Genomic DNA, 18,962 nt, shown 5'->3' with positions numbered 1-18,962 from the left:
GTGATTCGAGGAAAAACCGTCCCCCGCCCTCTCCCCCCGCCACCGCGGCCCCGCCGCCGAGCCGCCGCGTTGCACACCGACGGCGGGCATTGCCCATTCCCGACGGGGTGTTGACCATTCGCGCCGTCGGGGGCTCGGACGTTCTGGGGCGTGGCATCGTGCCGAACGGACGGCGCACTGCGGGAGGACCGACGCGATGGAGTTCAACGACGGCTTGGCCGACACCGAGGTTCCCACCACGAGCGCGGTGGAGACCGAGGTGCTGATCATCGGCTCCGGGCCCGCCGGGGCGTCGGCGGCGCTGTTCCTGTCCAGCCTCGGGGTGTCCAACATCGTGGTCACCAAGTACCGCTGGACCGCCAACACCCCTCGGGCGCACATCACCAACCAGCGCACGATGGAGATCTTCCGCGACCTCGGCATCGAGGAGCAGGTGCTCGCCGAGGCCACACCGCACGACCAGATGGGCGACACCGTCTTCTGCACGTCCATCGCCGGCGACGAGATCGGCCGCATCCGCACCTGGGGCACCCACCCCGCCCGGCACGCCGACTACGAGCTGGCCTCGCCGTCGCTGAACTGCGACATCCCGCAGACCTACCTCGAACCGATCCTGGTCAAGAACGCCACCGAGCGCGGCTCGCACACCAGCTTCTCCACCGAGTACCTCTCGCACACCCAGGACGCCGACGGCGTGACCGCGCGGGTGCGCGACCGGCTCACCGGCCACGAGTACGACATCCGCGCCCGGTACCTCATCGGCGCCGACGGGGCGCGCTCGAAGGTCGCCGCCGACATCGGGCTGCCCCACCAGGGCCGGATGGACATCGCCGGGTCGATGAACATCACCTTCAAGGCCGACATCAGCGATCTCGTCGCGCACCGGCCGTCGGTGCTGTACTGGGTGATCCAGCCCGGCTCGAACATCGGCGGCATCGGCACCGGCCTGGTGCGCATGGTCCGGCCGTGGGACGAGTGGCTGATCGTGTGGGGCTACGACATCAGCGGGCCACCGCCGGAGCTCGACGACGACGCGGCGCGGCAGATCGTGCGCAACCTGCTCGGCGTGGCCGACCTGGACGTGGAGATCACCGGCTACTCGCTGTGGGGCAACAACGAGCAGTGGGCCACCCACCTGCAGTCCGGCCGGGTGTTCTGCGCCGGCGACGCCGTCCACAAGCACCCGCCGTCGAACGGGCTCGGCTCCAACACCTCCGTGCAGGACTCCTACAACCTCGCCTGGAAGATCGCGGCGGTGCTGCGCGGCTGGGCCTCGGAGGACCTGCTGGAGACCTACTCCGCCGAGCGGGCCCCGGTGGCCGAGCAGATCGTCCGCCGGGCCAACCGGAGCGCCCGCGAGTTCGGCCAGATCTTCGACGCCCTGGGCATCGAGGACGGCGACACCGAGGAGCAGATGCGCGCCAAGATCGCCGAGCGCGCCGCCGACTCCCCCGAGGGCGCCCGGCGGCGCGAGGCGCTGCGGCACGCGATGGAGCTCAAGAACTACGAGTTCAACGCGCACGGCGTCGAGATGGGCCAGTTCTACACCTCCACCGCCATCGCCTCCGACGGCTCGCCGCGCCCGGAGTCCGACCGCGACCCGGAGCTGTACTACCGGCCCAGCACCGTGCCGGGAGCACGCCTCCCGCACGTGTGGGTCGGCGACGCCGCGAAGACGCTGTCGACCCACGATCTCGCCGGATACGACCGGTTCACCCTGTTCACCGGCATCTCCGGGCAGGCGTGGGCCGAGGCCGCCCGGCAGGTCGCCGAGAAGCTGGGAGTGCCGCTGGAGGCGGTGGTGATCGGCCCCGGCCGCGAGGTGACCGACCTGTACTTCGACTGGGCGGCAGGCCGCGAGGTCCACGAGGATGGGGCGGTGCTGGTGCGTCCCGACAAGCACGTCTGCTGGCGCTCCCACCGGATGGCCGACGATCCGGCGGCCGCCCTGACCGACGTGCTCACCGGCATCCTCAAGCCCGGAGGTGAGGCGTGAGCCTGGAATTCGACCACACGACGCTGGGCCAGCGGGTCCGGTTCGGCGCCGGCGGCGCCGCGGCCAACGTCGCCGACGAGGTGCGCGAGCGCGGGGCGAAGGCGGTGATGGTGATCGCCGGGACCAGCGAGGCCGAGCTCGCCCGCCGCATCACGACCGGCATCGACGTGGCCCTGCACTACGACGACGTCGCACCGCACGTGCCCGTCGACAAGGCCGAGAAGGCCCGGGCCGCCGCGGCCCAGCACGGCGTCGACCTGCTGGTGTGCGTGGGCGGCGGGTCCACCACCGGCCTGGCCAAGGCGATCGCGCTGACCAGCGGCCTGCCCATCGTGGCCGTGCCCACCACCTACGCCGGCTCGGAGGCCACCAACGTGTGGGGCCTGACCGAGGCCGCCCGCAAGACCACCGGTGTCGACGACCGGGTGCTGCCGCGCACCGTCGTCTACGACGCCGAGCTCACCCGCGCGCTGCCGGTCGAGCTGTCGGTGGCCTCCGGCCTCAACGGGCTCGCGCACTGCGTGGACTCGCTGTGGGCGCCGCGCGCCGACCCGATCAACGCGGCGCTGGCCACCGAGGGGATGCGGACCCTGGCCGCCGGGCTGCCGAAGATCGTGGCCGACCCGCAGGACGTGGAGGGCCGCGACCTGGCGCTGCACGGCGCCTACCTGTCGGCGGTGGCGTTCGCCTCGGCCGGGTCCGGCATGCACCACAAGATCTGCCACGTCCTGGGCGGCACCTACGACCTGCCGCACGCCCAGACCCACGCGATCGTGCTACCGCACGTGCTGGCGTTCAACGCGGCGGCCGCCCCGCAGGCCGCGGAGCGCATCACCCAGGCCCTGGGCGGCACCGACGCGGTGGCCTCGCTGGTCGCGCTGCGCGACCGGCTCGGTGCGCCGAAGGCGTTGCGCGACATCGGTTTGCAGGAATCGAACCTGGACGAGGCCACCGAGCTGTCGGTGGCGGCGATCCCGGCGTCCAACCCCCGTCCCGCCACCACCGGCGGGGTGCGGGCGCTGCTCGCGGCCGCCTGGGCCGGATCCGCACCGGAGGGCTCATGACCGACGGGACCAGCGACGCCGAGCGGCAGCGCCGAGCCGAGGAGGAGCTGCTCGCCAAGGTGCTGGCCAGCTTCGACGGCACCGAGGACGAGCGGCTGCGGGAGGTGCTGCGCTCGCTGGTGACGCACCTGCACTCGTTCATCCGCGACGTGCGGCTGACCCAACGGGAGTGGGAGGCCGCGATCGCGTTCCTCACCGCCGCCGGGCACATCACCGACGACCGTCGGCAGGAGTTCATCCTGCTCTCCGACGTGCTGGGCGCCTCGATGCAGACCATCGCGGTCAACAACGAGGCGCGCGGGAACGCCACCGAGGCAACGGTTTTCGGCCCGTTCTTCGTCGAGGGCGCGCCCCGGGCGGAGTTGGGCGGTGACATCTCCGGCGGCGCGGCGGGCGAGCCGTGCTGGGTGGAGGGCACCGTTACCGACACCGACGGGAGCCCGGTGTCTGGCGCGCGGATCGAGGTGTGGGAAGCCGACGAGGACGGCTTCTACGACGTGCAGTACTCCGACGACCGGACCGCGGCCCGCGCGCACCTGTTCACCGACGAACGCGGCTGGTACGGCTTCTGGGCGCTGACTCCCACGCCGTACCCGATCCCGCACGACGGGCCGGTGGGCGCGATGCTGGAGGCCACCGGCCGCTCCCCGCTGCGGGCCTCCCACCTGCACTTCATGGTCAGCTCACCGGGTCTGCGCACGCTGGTCACGCACATCTTCGTGGAGGGCGACGACCTGCTGGAGCACGACTCGGTCTTCGGCGTCAAGGAATCGCTGATCAAGCGCTTCGAGCGGCAACCGCCCACCGCACCGGTCCCCGGCGACCGCGATCTCGGCGGCCGGACCTGGACCAGGACGACGTTCGACATCGTCCTACCGCCGGAGGACTAACGTCCGAAGTCCTGCGTCCAGTAGTGGCCCGAGGTCTCGATTCCCACTCCGATGGTGCGCAGGGAGCAGTCCATGATGTTCTTGCGGTGGCCGTGGGACCTCAGCCAGTCGTCGACGACCTGCTCGGCGCTGGTGTGGCCGCGGGCGATGTTCTCCGCGCCGGGCGCCGGATAACCCGCGTCGCGCAGGCGCTGGCCGAAGGTGACGCCTTCGGGCGTGGTGTGGCTGAAGTAGCCGCGCTGGGCCATGTCGGTGCTGTGCTCGGTCGCGGCGCGGGTCAGGCGGCCGTCGACGGTGAGCGGTCCGCACCCGGCGGTGGCGCGGGCCTGGTTGACGAGTTCCACGACCTGCTCCTCCGCGGGAGCGGCCGGTGCGCCCGACATGGACACCGCGGCGAAGCTCATCCCGCCTCCGATCAGCAGGGCGCCGGCAACTACGCTGAGTGCGGTCTTCGGTGTCATGAACCGGAAAACTACGGCAGTTCCGCGCACCGCACTCTGATCAAAAGCGGTGCCCCGGCAAGACTTCACACCATCTCGCTACTCCCGGTGATCGACTTGCGAAACGGCCGGGACGCGTCGTCCCGGCGTGCTCCACGAGCGGCGCGCCGAGACCTCGAAGGCGCTCTCCGGTTCCGCCGCGAGGCACGTCCCGGCGGCTCTCAGGGCTCCAGGACCTCGCGGCGCAGCAGCGGTAGGCCGAGCATCACGAGGACGCCCGGGAGCAGCGAGAAGCCCAGCAGGATGGCGGTGATGGCGCTGCCCGGCTGCACCACGTCCGCGTCCACACTGGACACGTAGCCGCCCAGGCCGAGCACGAGCCCGAAGAGGCCGGGCCCGAGCGCCATGCCGAGGGTTTCCGAGCCGGTCCACACACCGGCGGCGATGCCGGCGCGGGCTTCGCCGGTGCGCTCCTCCTCGGCGGTGATCAGGTCCGGCATGATCGCCAGCGGGAACACCTGGATCCCCGCGTAACCGACGCCCGCCAGGGCGACGAACACGAACGACACTCCGATCGGCAGCACCAGCGCCGCGGCGAGCCCGACGGCGGCCACGCCGAAGGCGATGCACGCGGCGCGGAACCCCCACAGCTTGCCCCAGCGCTGCCCGACCCGGGGCCACAGCGGCATCGTCATCAGCGCGGGCAGGACGAACCCGACGAACAGCCACGTCTGCACCCCGGGGTCGCCGAAGACGTAGCGGGAGGCGTAGTTGACGCCGGCCAGCAGCGTCGCCAGCCCGAGCGCCTGGAGCGTGTAGACCAGCACCAGCGTCCGGAACGAGCGCCACCGGCGCATCGTCACCAGCAGCTCCCGCCAGCTCTGCGCGCCCGGGCGCAGCCGCCCGACCGGGGCGCCGCGCAACCCCAGCACCATGAGCACCGCGCCCAGCAGGATCACCAGCCCGACGGACGCGCCCATCACCCGGTACCCGGCAGCTCCCCCGATGCCGTGGACGAGCGCGGGAGCTCCGCCTCCGGAGAGCAGCACCGCGATCGCCAGGAACCCCATCCGCCAGCTGGTGATGCGGGTGCGCTCGCCGTAGGAGTCGGTGAGCTCGGCGGGCAGCGCGTTGAACGGCACCTGGAACACCCCGAAAGCGGTGGCGCACAGCAGGTACAGCACCAGCACGTACCCGGCGTCCAATGCAGGGCTCCCGAACCCGGGGTGGGCGAAGATCGCGGCGAACAGCACGGCCACGCCGATGCCGCCGCAGAGCAGGAACGGGCGCCTGCTGCCGTGGCGGACGAGGCTCGCGTCCGAGAGCCTGCCGGCGATCGGGTTGAACACCACGTCCCACATCTTCGGCAGCAGCACGAGCACGCCCGCGATCGCGCCGGGCACCGCGAGGGTGTCGGTGAGGTACGGCAGCAGGAGCAGTCCGGGCACCGTGGTGAACGCGCCGGTCACCAGCGAACCGAGCGAGTACCCGATCCGGGCGCGATGTCCGATCCGGGTCTGGACGGGAAGTGCCACTGCAGGTTCCTCCGGGATCGCTCGCGTGATCGCATCGTCGCACCGCCGGGGCGGTTTCCGAACCGGAAGCACTCCTTTCGTTACGCACTGCGTCCGTTCGGGTCGCCCGACAGGTGAGCCGCGCCAAATTCGGGTGACCGCGCGGGTTCGGTGATCTAGGGTGTCGGCAGGCTCCTCGAACAGCGAGGCCAGTGCGCGAGGCGCGCCAGCGGCACCACCGCGGCCGACGCCCCGCATCCCCTCCCCCTCGCTTCCTGGAGCATCCATGTCTGCACTCGCCCGCGCTCGCCGGATGGACGGCCTCACCAGTTCCCCGGTGCGCGACCTGCTCGCGCTGACCCGCCGTCCGGGCGTGATCTCGTTCGCCGGTGGGCTGCCCGCGCCGGAGCTGTTCGACACCGACGGGCTGCGCGCCGCCTACGCGCGGGCGCTGGCCGAACCCGACGCCGCCCGCACGCTGCAGTACTCGCCGACCGAGGGCGACCCGGCGCTGCGGGAGATCGCCGCCCAGCGCCTCACCGCCCGAGGTCTGGCCACAGTGGACGAAGACCTGCTGATCACCACCGGTTCCCAGCAGGGGCTGAGCCTGATCGCCTCGGCGCTGCTGGATCCGGGTGCGGTCGTGCTGGTCGAGGAGCCCGTCTACCTCTCGGCGGTGCAGTGCTTCCAGCTCGCGCAGGCGCGGATCGTTCCCGTGCCCGGCGACGAGCGCGGCATCGATCCCGACGCGCTCGACGAGATCGCCGCGCGCGAGGACCCGGCGCTGCTGTACCTGGTGCCGACGTTCTCCAACCCGACCGGGCGGACCACCGGCGCCGAGCGCCGGGACCGGATCGCCGAGATCGCGAGGCGGCGGGAGTTCTGGCTCGTCGAGGACGACCCGTACCACGAGCTGCGCTACGACGGGGAGCCGCTGACGCCGCTGTCGGCGCGCGCCCCGGAGCGCTCGCTGTACCTGGGCAGCTTCTCCAAGGTCGTCTCGCCGGGGATGCGGGTGGGCTGGCTGCGGGCTCCGGCCGACCTGCTGCGGCAGCTGGTGATCCTCAAGCAGGCGGCCGACCTGCACACCTCCACCATCGATCAGGCCGCTGCGGCCGAGTACCTGGCCACCGCCGATCTCGACGCTCGGCTGCGGGTGCTGCGCGAGACCTACCGGGGCCGCCGGGACGCGCTGCTGCGCGGACTGGCCGAGATCACCCCGCCGGGCACGACGTGGACCGAACCCGAGGGCGGCATGTTCGCGTGGGTGCGGCTGCCCGGCGAGGTCGACACCGCCGAGCTGCTGCAGGAGGCGCTGCGCCACGACGTCGCGTTCGTCCCCGGCGCGGCGTTCCAGGTCGGCGCCCCGGACCGCGCCACGATGCGACTGTCGTTCACGACCTTCTCCCCCGACACCATCACCGAAGGCCTGCGGAGGCTCGCCAAGGCCCTCGGCTGAGGCGTGGGGGCAGTTTTAGCCATAACTGTCCGGGCAAAACGGACATTGATCATGGGTGATTCTGGCTAAAACTGTCCCCGGGCTCAACACACGGCGGATTGCGCACCCCCGAAGAGCTGCAGGAGGCTACCCCGGGAGCTGTGGCGGCCGTCGCGGCGCGCTGGGGAGGCTGGGCGATGCAGACGAGCGAACACGGGAGTCCGACGCTGCTGGGCGCGTCGACACGCCGGATCGAGGACGACCGGCTACTGACCGGCCGGGCCCGGTTCATCGCCGACGTCGTGCTGCCGGGCATGGTCGAGGTCGCGTTCGTGCGCAGCGACGTCCCGCACGCGCGCGTGCGCGGGATCGACACGGGCGCGGCGGCCGAATCCCCCGGTGTGCACGCGGTGTTCGGCGGTGCCGAGGTGGATCTGGCCGCCGTGCCGGACCGGATGCCGTGGGTGCGGCCGGTCGGGCACGTCCCGCTCGCCCGCGACCGGGTCCGCTACGTCGGATGCCCGCTGGCCGTGGTCGTCGCCGACGACCGCTACCTGGCCGAGGACGCCGCCGAGCTCGTCGAGGCCGACCTGGAGCCGCTCCCGGTGGTCGGCACCGCCGATCAGGCCCTCGCCGACGACGCGCCGCTGCTGTACCCGGAGTGGGGCGACAACCTGCTGCTGTCGGTGGAACCGGACACCGCGCAGGTGGACGCCGCGTTCGCCGAGCTGCGGACGGTCAGCGGCACCTACGAGATCCGCCGGCATTCGGCGGTGCCGCTCGAAGGGCGCGGCGTGGTCGCCGAGTACCGCGACGGCCGGTTGACGGTGTGGACCTCCACGCAGGCGGCGTTCGTGGTGCGCGGCATGCTCTCGGCGGTGCTGGGCCTGCCGGAGCGCGACATCCGGGTCATCACCCCCGACGTCGGCGGCGGTTTCGGGCAGAAGAACGAGATCTACCCCGAGGAGTACCTGATCCCGTGGCTGGCGATGCGGTTGCGGCGTCCGGTGCGCTGGATCGAGGACCGCCACGAGCACCTGGTGGCCGCCACCCACGCGCGCGACACGACCATCCGCCTGTCGGCGGCGGTGCGCGAGGACGGCACGATCGCCGCGCTGCGCGGGCGGGTGCGGACCGATCTCGGCTCCGGGGAGATCTTCCCAGCCGGGTACGGGCCGAGCCTGGTGGCGGTGGGGTCGCTGTGCGGTCCGTACCGGATCCCGCAGCAGGCGATCGCCGTGCAGGGCGTGGTCACCAACAAGACGCCGACCGGCGGCTACCGGGGTTTCGGCGGCCCGGAGGGCACGTTCGCGATCGAGCGGCTGGTGGACCGGATCGCCCGCGAGGTGGGCGTGGACCGGCTGGAGCTGCGGCGCCGGATGATCCTCGACCCGCAGGACCTGCCCTACGAGACCGCGGCCGGTGCGCGGCTGCGGTCCGGAACGCACCGGGAGGCCTTCGAGCGCGCCGTGGTGCTGGGCGAGCGGATGCTGGCCGAGGAACGGACGAATGCCGGTGCCGCTGCGCTGCTGGGCGTCGGGTACGCGACGTACGTGGAAGGCGTGGCGTCGACGACGTTCTCCATCACCGGGACCTGGAGCAGCCAGGACTCCGCCGACGTCCGCTTCGACGCCGACGGCGGCGTCACCGTCGCGGTGGGGGTGTCGGCGATGGGCCAGGGCGCGCACACCACGGTCGCCACGCTGGTCGCCGAGGCGCTGACGATCCCGATCGAGCAGGTGCGGGTCGTCATGGGCGACACCGACACCGCGCCGTTCGGGCTCGGCAGCTGGGCCAGCCGGGGCGCGCTGGTCGCCGGCGGCGCCATCGAGCGCGCGGCGGAGGTGTTGCGGCGCAAGGGAACCGACATCGCCGCCCACCTGCTCGAAGCCGCACCCGAGGACCTGGAGCTCACGGGCGGCCGGTTCCAGGTGCGCGGCAGCCCCGGCAGCGCGGTGCCCTGGTCTCGGGTGGCGCAGTCGGCGCTGAACCGGACCTTCGAGCTGCCGCCGGGCGTTGATCCCGGCTTGGAGGCGCGGGCCGTCTACGAGCCGCCGGGGCTGGATCACGTGCCGCGCCCGGACGGCAAGATGAACGCCGCTGCCGGCTACACCAACGCCACGCACGCGGCCGTGGTGCGGGTCGATGCGGAGACAGGCGTGGTGGAAGTGCTGCGCTACGCCGTCGTGCACGACTGCGGGCGGGTGATCAACCCGTTGACGCTGGCGGGCCAGATCCACGGCGGTGTCGCGCAGGGCATCGGCGGCGCCCTCCACGAGCACCTGCCCTACGAGGACGGGCAACCGCTGGCCACCAGCTTCGCCGAGTACCTGCTGCCCGGGACCGGTGAGGTGCCGGAGATGGTCGTGGAGGAGCTGGGCGGTCCCGCGCCGGAGACGCCGTTCGGCGTCAAGGGTGCTGGTGAGGCCGGGATCATCGGCGCGCCGGCGGCGATCGCCGGGGCGGTCGAGCACGCGCTGGGCGTCAGCGGCGTCGACGTGACGCCGCTGACTCCGTCGGTGGTGCGGGGACTCGTCGAGGGGGCCCGCTCGTGAAGCCGCCGCCGTTCGACTACGCCCGGCCCGGCTCCCTCGCCGAGGCGGTGGCGCTGCTGGCCGCCGACGAGGACGCCCGACCGCTCGCGGGCGGGCAGAGCCTGGTGCCGATGATGAACTTCCGGCTGGCCCGGCCGAGCACGCTGGTCGACATCACCCGGCTGCCGGGCTTGAGCGCGGTGGCGCGCGAGGACGGGGTGCTGGTGATCGGCGCGGCCGCCCGGCAGCGGGCGGTCGAGCTCTCGCCGCTGGTCGCCGAGTGCTGCCCGCTGCTGGTCGCGGCGCTGCGCCACGTCGGGCACCACCAGATCCGCACCCGGGGCACGATCGGCGGATCGCTGGCGCACGCCGACCCGGCGGCCGAACTCAGCGCCGCGGCAGCGGTTCTCGACGCCGAGGTGATCGCCACCGGACCGTCCGGGCAGCGCCGCATCCCGGCCGCCGAGCTCGCCGTGGCCCCGTACCAGACGGCGCTGGAACAGGGCGAGATCATCACCGAGACCCGCTGGCCGATCTCACCGAGCTCCCGCTGCGGTTTCGCCGAGATCTCCCGGCGTGCAGGGGATTTCGCCGTTGCCGGGGTCGCCGCCGCCGTCTCGCTCGACTCCGGCGTCGTCACGCGCGCCCGCCTGGCCGGGCTCGGCATCGGCGGCACGGCCCGCCGACTGCCCGAGGCCGAACGGGCCCTGCTGGACCGGCCGCTGAGCGCCGAATCCGTCGAAGCCGCCGCAGCGGCCGCCGCCGAGTCGGCGGACCCGCCCGAGGACGTCCACGCCGATGCCGACACCCGCCGCGCCGCCCTGCGCGCGGCCACCCGGCGAGCCCTGGAGCAGAGCGCCCATGCCTGACACCCCCTCCCCCACCAGCGACATCACGGTCACCGTCAACGGCCGCACGCACCGCCGCTCCGTCCCGGCGCGGCGTCTGCTCGTCGACCTCCTGCGCGAGGACCTCGCCCTGACCGGCACCCACGTCGGTTGCGAGCACGGCGTCTGCGGCGCGTGCACGATCCTCATCGACGGCCAACCCGCCCGCTCCTGCATCACCCTCGCCGTCCAAGCCGACGGCGCCGAGATCACCACCGTCGAGGGCCTCACCCCCGACGACGGCCTCACCCCGATGCAACGGGCCTTCGCGGACCACCACGCCCTGCAATGCGGCTTCTGCACGTCGGGCCTGCTGCTCACCCTCGCCGCAGCAGACCCCGACGACCACCCCACCGACGCCGACATCCGAAACCTGCTGGGCGGCAACCTCTGCCGCTGCACCGGCTACCAGCACATCATCAACGCGGTCAACCAAGCCTGGAACCGCTGATCAACCCAGCAGCGCGTCGATCCGGCCCACGGCGCGGCGGGCCCCCTCGGCGACGCCCATCGAGACCTGCTGGTCGAGCTGGTCGACGGAGGCGAAGGTCCGCAGCAGCACCATGCGAGCACCCCCGCCGCGCTCCTCCAGGGTCATCTTGGCGTGGGTGACGCCGAACCCCGTTGCGCAGAAGCCGTTCTCGTCGGCCACGCCGTCCTCGAACTCCAGCCGGTGCGGCGCGTCGATCGCGCAGATCTGCCACCAGCCGCGCGAGCACGACCCGTCGGGAGCCCGCACGCGGTAGCGGGCCTCGCCGCCGGGCCGGAAGTCGTAGCGGTCGAAGGTCACCGACCGCGCGGGCGGCCCCCACCAGCGTTCGAGGTTGCGCGGCTCGGCCCACACCTGCCACACCCGCGGCACCGGTGCGTCGAACTGCGCGGTGACGGTCAGCGTGAGCTCTTCGGCGTCGGTGGCGACTGCGACCACGGCCATGCGGGCGCTCCCTGGGAGGTGAGGGGTTCTCCCACCTGGCTATCGGCCTCCGCCGGGCCGCGCAACCCGCGAACGGGTGGCCTTGACCTGCACGAGCCGCAGATCCGGCATTCCGCACACGCGCCGGTCCCCGTTCGTCGGGGCGGGTGAACAGGTGTTTAGATCGAACCAGTCGCAACCACATGAGGAGGGACAGCGCCCATGACTGCCGTACGCGGGACCACGGTGGACATCACCACGCCGGACGGTGTGGCCGATGCGTACCTGACGCACCCGGAAGGCGACGGGAAGCATCCCGCCGTGCTGTTCTACATGGACGCCTTCGGCCTGCGCCCGCACCTCAACGGCATGGCCGATCGGCTGGCCGCCGAGGGCTTCACCGTGCTGGTGCCCAACCTGTTCTACCGAGCGGGCCGGACGCCGGTGTTCGAGCTGCCGGAGTTCATCGACCCGGGCGCTCGCCCGGAGATCTTCCAGACCATCGGCCCGATCATGCAGCAGCTCACGCCGGAGTCGGCGATGCGCGACGCCGGCGCCTACCTGCGGTGGCTCGCCGACAGCCCGCTGACCACCGGTGAGCCGGTCGGCGTCACCGGGTACTGCATGGGCGCGGTGATGGGTTTGCGCACCGCCGGGGCCTACCCGGAGCGGGTCGCGGCGCTGGGCGGTTTCCACGGCGGCAACCTGGCCACCGAGGAACCCGACAGCCCGCACCTGGTCGCCGACCGGGTCACCGCCGAGCTGTACTTCGGCCACGCCGACCAGGACCACGCGCTGCCGCCGGAGCAGATCGAGCGCCTCGACAAGGCGCTCACCGATGCGGGCGTGCGCTTCCGCACCGAGGTCTACGAGGGCGCGCCGCACGGCTACACCCAGGCCGACACCGCCGCCTACGACGAGGAAGGCGCGGAACGCCACTGGGCCGCGCTGCTGGAGCTGTTCCACCGCACCCTGCGCTGACCGCACCCTGCGCTGGTCGAACGCCGCGCAGGCCGAAGACCGACGCCGGTCCCGCTGCTCGGAAGCGGGGCCGGCGTCGTCATTCCTCGGTCTCGCCCGCCTCGGGGACTCCGGCGAGCTCGTGGGCTCCGGTGTTGCACGACGGGCAGGTCGGCCACAGCCAGCCGATCTCGGAGTTGTCGACGGTGACCTTCTTCAGGCACAGCGTGCGGACTTCGACGCCGTCGTAGCCGTGCCGCGGCTTGCGGTCGGTGGTGGCGTGGCGCTGGCCCTCGGCGGGCACCCAGCTGAAGGGATGCGGGCGGTACATCAGGGCGCGGCTCCGCGCGGGAACCCGCCCCCGGTCGACATGATCACGCCCGCCACGATCATGAACGCTACCCGAACATCGACCGATCACACGCAACCCGTTCGGAGTATCCGACCTGCCCGCAAGCACGAGAGACCAGCCGAGACCACCACGCGCAGTGACATACCGCGAGATCCGATCCGGACGGAATTCACGAACAGATCAAGATACCCAAATCGATCATCACGGCGAGTGGTCACGCCTGGGTCAGGATCCGAGGCCCGTCGGACGTGATGGCCACGGTGTGCTCGGAGTGCGCGGTGTTGGAGCCGTCCGCCGAGCGCAGCGTCCAGCCGTCCGGGTCGGTGACGATGCGCGCGGTGGTCCGCGCGAACCACGGCTCGATCGCGATCGTCAGCCCCGGCTGCAGCTTGAGGCCGCGGCCGGGCTTGCCCTTGTTGGAGATGTGCGGCGCCTCGTGCATGGTGCGGCCGAGGCCGTGCCCGCCGAACTCGGTGTTGACCGGGTAGCCGTAGTCGGAGGCCACGGCCTCGATCGCCGCGGAGATGTCGCCGATCCGGTTGCCGGGCTCGGCGACGCCGATGGCGGCTTCCAGGGCCTCCTCGGTGGAGCGCACGAGCCTGCGGTCCTCGGCCCGCTCGGTGCCGACGATGAAGGTGCGCGCGGCGTCGGCGACCCAGCCGTCGATGCCGACCGCGAAGTCGGCGGTGAGCACGTCGCCGTCCCGCAGCACGTAGTCGTGCGGCTTGCCGTGCAGCACGGCGTCGTTGACCGACAGGCAGATGACGTTGCGGAACGGGCCCTCGCCGAAGGACGGCGCGTAGTCCCAGTAGCAGGAGTCGGCACCGCGGTCCCGGATGCGCTCCCGCACGTGGTGTTCGAGGTCCATCAAGTTGACGCCGACGTCGGCCCGCTCGCCGACCGCGGCGAGCGTCTCGGCGACGAACGCGCCGGTGACGGCCATCTTGTCGATCTCGGCCGGCGTCTTGAGCTCGATCACGTGCACTCCCACGACTTCTTCGCTGCTGAGGGTATTTTAATACCACGCTAGCACTTGCGGGTATTTTAATACCACCGTAGCCTTCCCCTCGTGGTACGCCTTCCCCTCACCCCCGATCAGGTCGAGTCCGGTGCGCGCGTCGGCAAGATGCTGCGGGACGCGCGAGCGGGCCGCGACCTCGTCGAGACCGCCCGCGCGGCCGGGATCTCCCCGGAGACGCTGCGCAAGATCGAGTCCGGCAGGCTGCCGACCCCGGCGTTCGGCACGGTCGTGGGCCTCTGCGACGCCCTGGACCTCCCGATCCACGAGGTCGCCGAGGTCTGGCGCTCCGGCACGAGCCTGCGCAACGCCTCCTAGGGACTTGCTTCGCTCGACGTGAGGATCACCGCACCCGTCGGGCCTTGAGCACGACGTCGTGCGGGTGGTCCTGCTTGCCCTCACCCGTGCGCGGCCGGATCTCGTCGACCTCGACCTGCCAGTCGTCGTCGAGGAGCTTGGCCACGTCGCCGGGCAGCACGTACTCGGCGGGGTCGAACTCGGCGTCGGGCGGGAACCCGGCCGGGTCGTGCCCGACGTAGAGCAGCACCCCGCCGGGGGCGACCGCGGCGAGCAGGGCGCGCAGCGGTTCCTCACCCCGGTCCTTCTTCAGCGCGAAGTACTGCGCCGAGACGAGGTCGAACGAGCGGGCCGGCGGGTGTTCGACGGCCAGGTCCGCCCGCACCCAGGCGATGTCGTCGGCGACCTCGGGCGCGGTGTCGGCGGCGATCTTCGCGCCGCGTTCCACCGCGACGCGGGAGATGTCGGTGGCGGTGACCTTCCAGCCCTGGCGGGCCAGCCAGATCGCGTCTCCCCCTTCCCCGCAGCCGACGTCGAGGGCCTGGCCAGGTGCCGTCCCGGCGACCTCGGCGACCAGGGCGTCGTTGGGGTTGTCGCTGAACAGGCGCTCCTGGCCGCCGTAGCGCTCGTCCCACTCCTGCGCGCTCATGCGCGATTCCTCCTCGTTCGGCAGTCCGTGGCGCCGCTCCCCCATCGCGACCTCGCAGGTCCGGTTCTCGTTCTCCGGTGAGAAGGCGGCCGCCGCGACGGCTCGGGCGGTCTCCTCCTCGACCAGCTCAGCGTTGATCATGCCTCCGGCCTGCGCCCCGGCGGCCGCGGCGACGACGACGGTGGCGCGCAGGTCTGCGCTGTTGCCCGCTACCCACACGCCCGGGATCGCGGTCCGCCCGTCGGCGTCGGCGGGCAGCACCTCGCCCCCGCTGGGGTGCGCAACGGGTTCCAGGCCGAGCCCGGCGGCGAGCTCGGAGCGCGCGACCATGCGCGGCGCGACGGCCACCGCCCGCAGCGGCACCACGCGCCCGCCCGCGAGCCGGACCCCGGCGAGCTCGTCGCCGACGACCTCCAGGCCCTCGACGCGCTCGGGCACGACCTCGACGCCGCGCGCGGCGAGCTTCGCCGCCTCCTCCTCGCCGGGAAACTCAGACCCGTTGAGCAGCAGCGTGATCCGGTCGCTCCACTGCCGGAACAGCAGCGCCTGGTGCACGCTCATCGGGCTCGTCGCCAGCACGCCGATCGGCTGGTCGCGGAACTCCCAGCCGTGGCAGTACGGGCAGTGCAGCACGTCGCGCCCCCACCGCTCGGCCACGCCCGGCACGTCGGGCAGCTCGTCGCGCAGCCCCGTCGCGAGCAGCAGTCGCCGCGCGCTCGCCCGGGTCCCGTCGGCCAGCTCGACCGCGAACCCCGATCCCTCGTGACGTGCCGAGATCACCTGCCCCGCAACGATCTTCCCTCCGTACCCGGTGACCTCGCGCCGCCCGGCCGCCAGCACGTCCCCGGGCGCGGCACCGTCCCGCGAGAGGAACCCGTGCATGTGCGCGGCGGGAGCGTTGCGCGGCTCCTCCCCGTCGACGACGAGCACGCTGCGGCGGGCGCGCCCGAGCATCAGCGCGGCGTTCAACCCCGCCGCGCCACCTCCCACGACGATCACGTCATACCTGGTCAGGCCCTGTTCTGCCATCTCCGACCACCTCCAGGCACCACAGTGCCCGACCACCCCGATGATCAGCAAAGTTCTTTGCTGAACCAGCAATATGGGATGGCATCCCGCCTTGCGGGATAGGCCGGGTCCGTGATTGACACCCTCGCGCGGCCGCTGGTTCTATCGAGGGCATGCCAGCGAACACCGCTCTCGTCGAGCGCCGCTACGTGGACTGCCTCCGCGTCGCCAGCGCCCGCTGTCGCTGACCTCTCACCGCCGCCGATCCGACTCCGCGGCGTTCTTCCCCTCACCACACCGCTTTTCGCGGCGCTGATGCGTCGCGCCCGCTCCCGGTCCCCCTAGAAGACGGGTTCCCCAGCTGTGCCTTCCTCGACACGGCGTCCCCTGGGACGTCGCGATCTCCTGCGCCTCGGTCTGTCCGCATTACCCGCCGCGACCCTCCTCAGCGGGTGCGCCGCCTCCTCCGCCGCCCCGCGCGGCGAGACGGGGGTGGTGCGCTACCAGGGCTGGTCCGGCCAGGTCACCTTCCCCGAACTCGCCGCCGATCTCGGCCTGCTCGGCGATCTCCGCCTGGAGTGGATCGGCAACACCACCAGCGGCCCGCAGGACATCCAGGCCGCCGTCACCGGCGATGTCGACATCGGCGGCGCGTTCAACGGCTCCGTCCTGCGGCTGGTGGCCGCCGGTGCCCCGATCCGCGCGGTGGTCTCCTACTACGGCTCGGACGCGCTGAGCAACGCCGGGTACTTCGTGCTCGACGACAGCCCGCTGCGCGGGCCCGCCGACCTGCGCGGCGCGGCGGTCGGGATGAACACCGTCGGCGCCCACCACCAGGACGTGCTGGGAATCTACCTGCGCCGCAACGGTTTCACCGATGTCGAGATCCGCGACGTGCAGCCGGTGGTGGTGCCGCCGGTGAGCTCGGAGCAGGCGCTGCGATCCGGTCAGCTCGACGTGTCGACGATGACCGGCGCGATCTCGGAGAAGGCCGAGGCGCGCGGCGGGATCCGGCCGCTGTTCACCGACTTCGAACTGCTGGGAGCCTTCAGCGCGGGCTGCTACGTGCTGCGCGAGGAGTTCATCGCCGCCAACCCGACCACCACCCGGACGCTGGTCGGCGGCATCGCGCAGGCGGTGCGCTGGTCGCAGACCAGGCCGTACCCGGAGGTCGTCGCGCGGTTCACCGACATCATCCGGCGGCGCGGCCGCAACGAGGACATCACGACCGCCCGCTACTGGCGTTCCAGCGGGGTCGCCGGGCCAGGCGGGGTGATCGCCGACCGCGAGTTCTCGATCTGGCTGGACCGGCTCGTCGAGTCCGGGGTCATCGAGCCCGGCGCCGTCGACGTCTCCCGCACCTACACCAACGCGTTCAACCCGTTCGCCTGAGATGAAGAGGCATCCATGACAGACATCGTCCTCGACGGCGTCACCCGGTCCTTCCGGGGACGCGACTCCGAGATCACCGCCCTCGACGGCATCGACCTGCACATCGCCTCCGGCGAGCTGGCCGTCATCGTCGGCCCCAGCGGATCGGGCAAGTCCACGCTGCTGGACCTGCTCGCCGGGCTCGACTCCCCCACGCGCGGGCAGATCCGCATCGGCGGGAAGCCGGTCACCGGTCCCGGCCTGAACCGGGGCGTGGTGTTCCAGCAGTACGCGCTGCTGCCGTGGCGCACCGCGCAGGCCAACGTCGAGCTCGGGTTGGAGGCCAACTCCGCTCCCCGGGCCCAGCGGCGCGAGCGGGCGCGCGAATACCTCGACCTGGTGGGGCTTTCCGAGTTCGCCGGGCACTACCCGCACCAGCTCTCCGGCGGGATGCGCCAACGCGTGGCCATCGCGCGCAGCCTGGCCTTCGACCCCGACGTGTTGCTGATGGACGAGCCGTTCGGCGCCCTCGACGCCCAGACCCGCGAGCGGCTGCAGGAGGAGTTGCTGGGCATCTGGCGGCGCACCGGCAAGACGATCGTGTTCATCACCCACGACATCGACGAGGCCGTCTACCTGGGGCGCAAGGTCACCGTCCTCACCTCCCGGCCCGGGCGGGTCCAGGACACGGTCGACATCGACCTCGCCGAGCGCACCAGCCGCGAGGACGCGCTGCGCCGGCCGGAGTTCGCCGAGCACCGGCACCGGGTCTGGTCGCTGCTGCACGCCGCCCCGGAGGTGATCGGCGTTGGCTGACACGCTCACCCCGACCCGACCCACCACCGGCACCACCGGCGCGCGGGCGGGCCGAGCCGCGCGTTCCTCCATCGCGATCCTGGCGTTCCTCGCCCTGTGGGAGCTGGTGCCGCGGATCGGCCTGGTGGACAGCATCTTCCTGCCCCCGGCCAGCCGGGTCGCGACCACCTGGCTGGAGCTGGCCCTCGACGGTCAGCTGTGGGAGAACCTGGGCGCGAGCCTGGCCCGCGCGCTGAGCGGTTTCGCCATCGCACTGCTGATCGCGGTCCCGCTGGGACTCGTCATCGGGTGGTACCGCACGGCCGACGAGCTGCTGACCCCGCTGCTGGAGGTCTTCCGCAACACCGCCGCGCTGGCGCTGCTGCCGGTGTTCGTGCTGCTGCTCGGCCTGGGCGAGACCTCGAAGATCTCGCTGATCGTGTTCGCCTGCGTGTGGCCGATCCTGCTCAACACCATCAGCGCCGTGCGCACCGTCGACCCGCTGCTGATCAAGTCGGCCCGCTCGCTCGGGTTCGGCTCGGCGGCGGTGTTCGGCAAGGTCGTGCTGCCCGCCTCGGTCCCGACCGTGTTCACCGGGATCCGGCTGGCCGCCGCCGGATCGATCCTGGTGCTGGTGGCCGCCGAGATGGTCGGCGCCAAGGCCGGTCTCGGCTACCTGATCAACGCCGCCCAGTACAACTTCGAGGTCCCGCAGATGTACGCCGGGATCGTCACGATCTCGCTGCTGGGCATCGCGTTCAACCACGCCCTCACCACCGTCGAGGGCCGCCTGTCGCGCTGGCGCAGCTGACCGATCGGCGCGCACCCGCGCCGAT

Annotated in this window: 18 protein-coding genes; 12 read left to right on the top strand and 6 right to left on the bottom strand. The window is 72.3% G+C overall.

Annotated features, from left to right (window positions below; genetic code table 11):
- The first annotated feature begins 196 nt into the window (after nt 1-196).
- The 3 genes from QFW96_RS04490 to QFW96_RS04480 are packed head-to-tail and all read left to right on the top strand — an operon-like array spanning nt 197 to nt 3,950.
- A complete protein-coding gene (locus tag QFW96_RS04490) occupies nt 197-1,996 on the top strand; it encodes an FAD-dependent oxidoreductase (RefSeq protein ID WP_281454231.1) in 1,800 nt (599 codons plus the stop codon).
- Entirely contained in the window at nt 1,993-3,060 is a 1,068-nt protein-coding gene (locus QFW96_RS04485) for a maleylacetate reductase (protein WP_281454230.1), read from the top strand. Before QFW96_RS04490 ends, QFW96_RS04485 begins: the two co-directional genes overlap by 4 nt.
- Entirely contained in the window at nt 3,057-3,950 is an 894-nt protein-coding gene (locus QFW96_RS04480; RefSeq protein ID WP_281454229.1) for a dioxygenase family protein, read from the top strand. The genes QFW96_RS04485 and QFW96_RS04480 overlap by 4 nt, the downstream gene beginning before the upstream one ends.
- On the opposite strand, the gene QFW96_RS04475 is transcribed toward QFW96_RS04480, so the two are convergent.
- Nucleotides 3,947-4,411 (bottom strand): CAP domain-containing protein, encoded by a 465-nt coding sequence (locus tag QFW96_RS04475; protein WP_281454228.1) that lies wholly within the window; start codon nt 4,409-4,411, stop codon nt 3,947-3,949. The genes QFW96_RS04480 and QFW96_RS04475 overlap by 4 nt on opposite strands.
- A 200-nt stretch (nt 4,412-4,611) precedes the next feature.
- A complete protein-coding gene (locus QFW96_RS04470; RefSeq protein WP_281454227.1) occupies nt 4,612-5,925 on the bottom strand; it encodes an MFS transporter in 1,314 nt (437 codons plus the stop codon).
- Between the two features lie 265 nt (nt 5,926-6,190).
- Here QFW96_RS04470 and QFW96_RS04465 point away from each other — a divergent pair, with 265 nt between their 5' ends.
- The 4 genes from QFW96_RS04465 to QFW96_RS04450 all read left to right on the top strand — a co-directional run bounded on the left by QFW96_RS04465 (nt 6,191) and on the right by QFW96_RS04450 (nt 11,214).
- The gene (locus QFW96_RS04465; RefSeq protein WP_281454226.1) at nt 6,191-7,363 is read left to right on the top strand and encodes an aminotransferase-like domain-containing protein; all 1,173 of its coding nucleotides are present in this window, start codon (nt 6,191-6,193) and stop codon (nt 7,361-7,363) included.
- Nucleotides 7,364-7,539: 176 nt separating this feature from the next.
- The gene (locus QFW96_RS04460; protein ID WP_281454225.1) at nt 7,540-9,897 is read left to right on the top strand and encodes a xanthine dehydrogenase family protein molybdopterin-binding subunit; all 2,358 of its coding nucleotides are present in this window, start codon (nt 7,540-7,542) and stop codon (nt 9,895-9,897) included.
- On the top strand, nt 9,894-10,745 hold the full coding sequence (locus tag QFW96_RS04455) for an FAD binding domain-containing protein (protein ID WP_281454224.1): 852 nt from the start codon (nt 9,894-9,896) through the stop codon (nt 10,743-10,745). The genes QFW96_RS04460 and QFW96_RS04455 overlap by 4 nt, the downstream gene beginning before the upstream one ends.
- Nucleotides 10,738-11,214 (top strand): (2Fe-2S)-binding protein, encoded by a 477-nt coding sequence (locus QFW96_RS04450; protein WP_281454223.1) that lies wholly within the window; start codon nt 10,738-10,740, stop codon nt 11,212-11,214. The genes QFW96_RS04455 and QFW96_RS04450 overlap by 8 nt, the downstream gene beginning before the upstream one ends.
- Here the strand turns inward: QFW96_RS04450 and QFW96_RS04445 are convergent, their stop codons facing one another.
- On the bottom strand, nt 11,215-11,697 hold the full coding sequence (locus QFW96_RS04445; RefSeq protein ID WP_281454222.1) for an SRPBCC family protein: 483 nt from the start codon (nt 11,695-11,697) through the stop codon (nt 11,215-11,217).
- A 201-nt stretch (nt 11,698-11,898) separates the two neighbouring features.
- Between QFW96_RS04445 and QFW96_RS04440 the strand changes: the two genes are divergently transcribed.
- Nucleotides 11,899-12,657 carry a dienelactone hydrolase family protein gene (locus tag QFW96_RS04440; RefSeq protein WP_281454221.1) on the top strand — a complete coding sequence of 253 codons (759 nt, stop codon included), beginning with the start codon at nt 11,899-11,901 and terminating at the stop codon, nt 12,655-12,657.
- 79 nt (nt 12,658-12,736) lie between these two features.
- On the opposite strand, the gene QFW96_RS04435 is transcribed toward QFW96_RS04440, so the two are convergent.
- Both QFW96_RS04435 and map read right to left on the bottom strand, forming a co-directional pair.
- Nucleotides 12,737-12,967: an HC3 family zinc finger protein gene (locus QFW96_RS04435; RefSeq protein WP_281454220.1), complete on the bottom strand. Its 231-nt coding sequence runs from the start codon at nt 12,965-12,967 to the stop codon at nt 12,737-12,739.
- A 235-nt stretch (nt 12,968-13,202) separates the two neighbouring features.
- Nucleotides 13,203-13,967 (bottom strand): type I methionyl aminopeptidase, encoded by a 765-nt coding sequence (map, locus tag QFW96_RS04430; RefSeq protein ID WP_281454219.1) that lies wholly within the window; start codon nt 13,965-13,967, stop codon nt 13,203-13,205.
- 90 nt (nt 13,968-14,057) lie between these two features.
- Here map and QFW96_RS04425 point away from each other — a divergent pair, with 90 nt between their 5' ends.
- On the top strand, nt 14,058-14,324 hold the full coding sequence (locus QFW96_RS04425) for a helix-turn-helix domain-containing protein (protein ID WP_281454218.1): 267 nt from the start codon (nt 14,058-14,060) through the stop codon (nt 14,322-14,324).
- 25 nt (nt 14,325-14,349) lie between these two features.
- Here QFW96_RS04425 and QFW96_RS30165 read toward each other — a convergent pair whose 3' ends face one another.
- Nucleotides 14,350-15,981, bottom strand: coding sequence for an FAD-dependent oxidoreductase (locus QFW96_RS30165; protein ID WP_343231356.1), 1,632 nt, complete (start codon nt 15,979-15,981; stop codon nt 14,350-14,352).
- A 342-nt stretch (nt 15,982-16,323) separates the two neighbouring features.
- Between QFW96_RS30165 and QFW96_RS04410 the strand changes: the two genes are divergently transcribed.
- The 3 genes from QFW96_RS04410 to QFW96_RS04400 are packed head-to-tail and all read left to right on the top strand — an operon-like array spanning nt 16,324 to nt 18,937.
- Entirely contained in the window at nt 16,324-17,352 is a 1,029-nt protein-coding gene (locus QFW96_RS04410; RefSeq protein ID WP_281454217.1) for an ABC transporter substrate-binding protein, read from the top strand.
- Between the two features lie 15 nt (nt 17,353-17,367).
- The gene (locus QFW96_RS04405; protein ID WP_281454216.1) at nt 17,368-18,147 is read left to right on the top strand and encodes an ABC transporter ATP-binding protein; all 780 of its coding nucleotides are present in this window, start codon (nt 17,368-17,370) and stop codon (nt 18,145-18,147) included.
- Nucleotides 18,140-18,937 carry an ABC transporter permease gene (locus QFW96_RS04400; protein WP_281454215.1) on the top strand — a complete coding sequence of 266 codons (798 nt, stop codon included), beginning with the start codon at nt 18,140-18,142 and terminating at the stop codon, nt 18,935-18,937. The genes QFW96_RS04405 and QFW96_RS04400 overlap by 8 nt, the downstream gene beginning before the upstream one ends.
- The last annotated feature ends 25 nt before the right edge of the window (nt 18,938-18,962 follow it).

This window comes from Saccharopolyspora ipomoeae (assembly GCF_029952525.1).
GTDB classification, from domain to species: domain Bacteria; phylum Actinomycetota; class Actinomycetes; order Mycobacteriales; family Pseudonocardiaceae; genus Saccharopolyspora; species Saccharopolyspora ipomoeae.
The sequence above is the reverse complement of the archived record's forward strand: the minus strand, read 5'-3'. Positions and strand labels throughout refer to the sequence as shown.

Bases quoted from the DNA above. Each gene is read 5' to 3' on its own strand.
- QFW96_RS04475 (WP_281454228.1), bottom strand. From the start codon at position 4,411: ATGACACCGAAGACCGCACTCAGCGTAGTTGCCGGCGCCCTGCTGATC.
- QFW96_RS04465 (WP_281454226.1), top strand. From the start codon at position 6,191: ATGTCTGCACTCGCCCGCGCTCGCCGGATGGACGGCCTCACCAGTTCC.
- QFW96_RS30165 (WP_343231356.1), bottom strand. From the start codon at position 15,981: ATGGCAGAACAGGGCCTGACCAGGTATGACGTGATCGTCGTGGGAGGT.
- QFW96_RS04405 (WP_281454216.1), top strand. From the start codon at position 17,368: ATGACAGACATCGTCCTCGACGGCGTCACCCGGTCCTTCCGGGGACGC.
- QFW96_RS04440 (WP_281454221.1), top strand. From the start codon at position 11,899: ATGACTGCCGTACGCGGGACCACGGTGGACATCACCACGCCGGACGGT.
- QFW96_RS04490 (WP_281454231.1), top strand. From the start codon at position 197: ATGGAGTTCAACGACGGCTTGGCCGACACCGAGGTTCCCACCACGAGC.
- QFW96_RS04435 (WP_281454220.1), bottom strand. From the start codon at position 12,967: ATGTACCGCCCGCATCCCTTCAGCTGGGTGCCCGCCGAGGGCCAGCGC.
- QFW96_RS04450 (WP_281454223.1), top strand. From the start codon at position 10,738: ATGCCTGACACCCCCTCCCCCACCAGCGACATCACGGTCACCGTCAAC.
- QFW96_RS04445 (WP_281454222.1), bottom strand. From the start codon at position 11,697: ATGGCCGTGGTCGCAGTCGCCACCGACGCCGAAGAGCTCACGCTGACC.
- QFW96_RS04460 (WP_281454225.1), top strand. From the start codon at position 7,540: ATGCAGACGAGCGAACACGGGAGTCCGACGCTGCTGGGCGCGTCGACA.
- QFW96_RS04480 (WP_281454229.1), top strand. From the start codon at position 3,057: ATGACCGACGGGACCAGCGACGCCGAGCGGCAGCGCCGAGCCGAGGAG.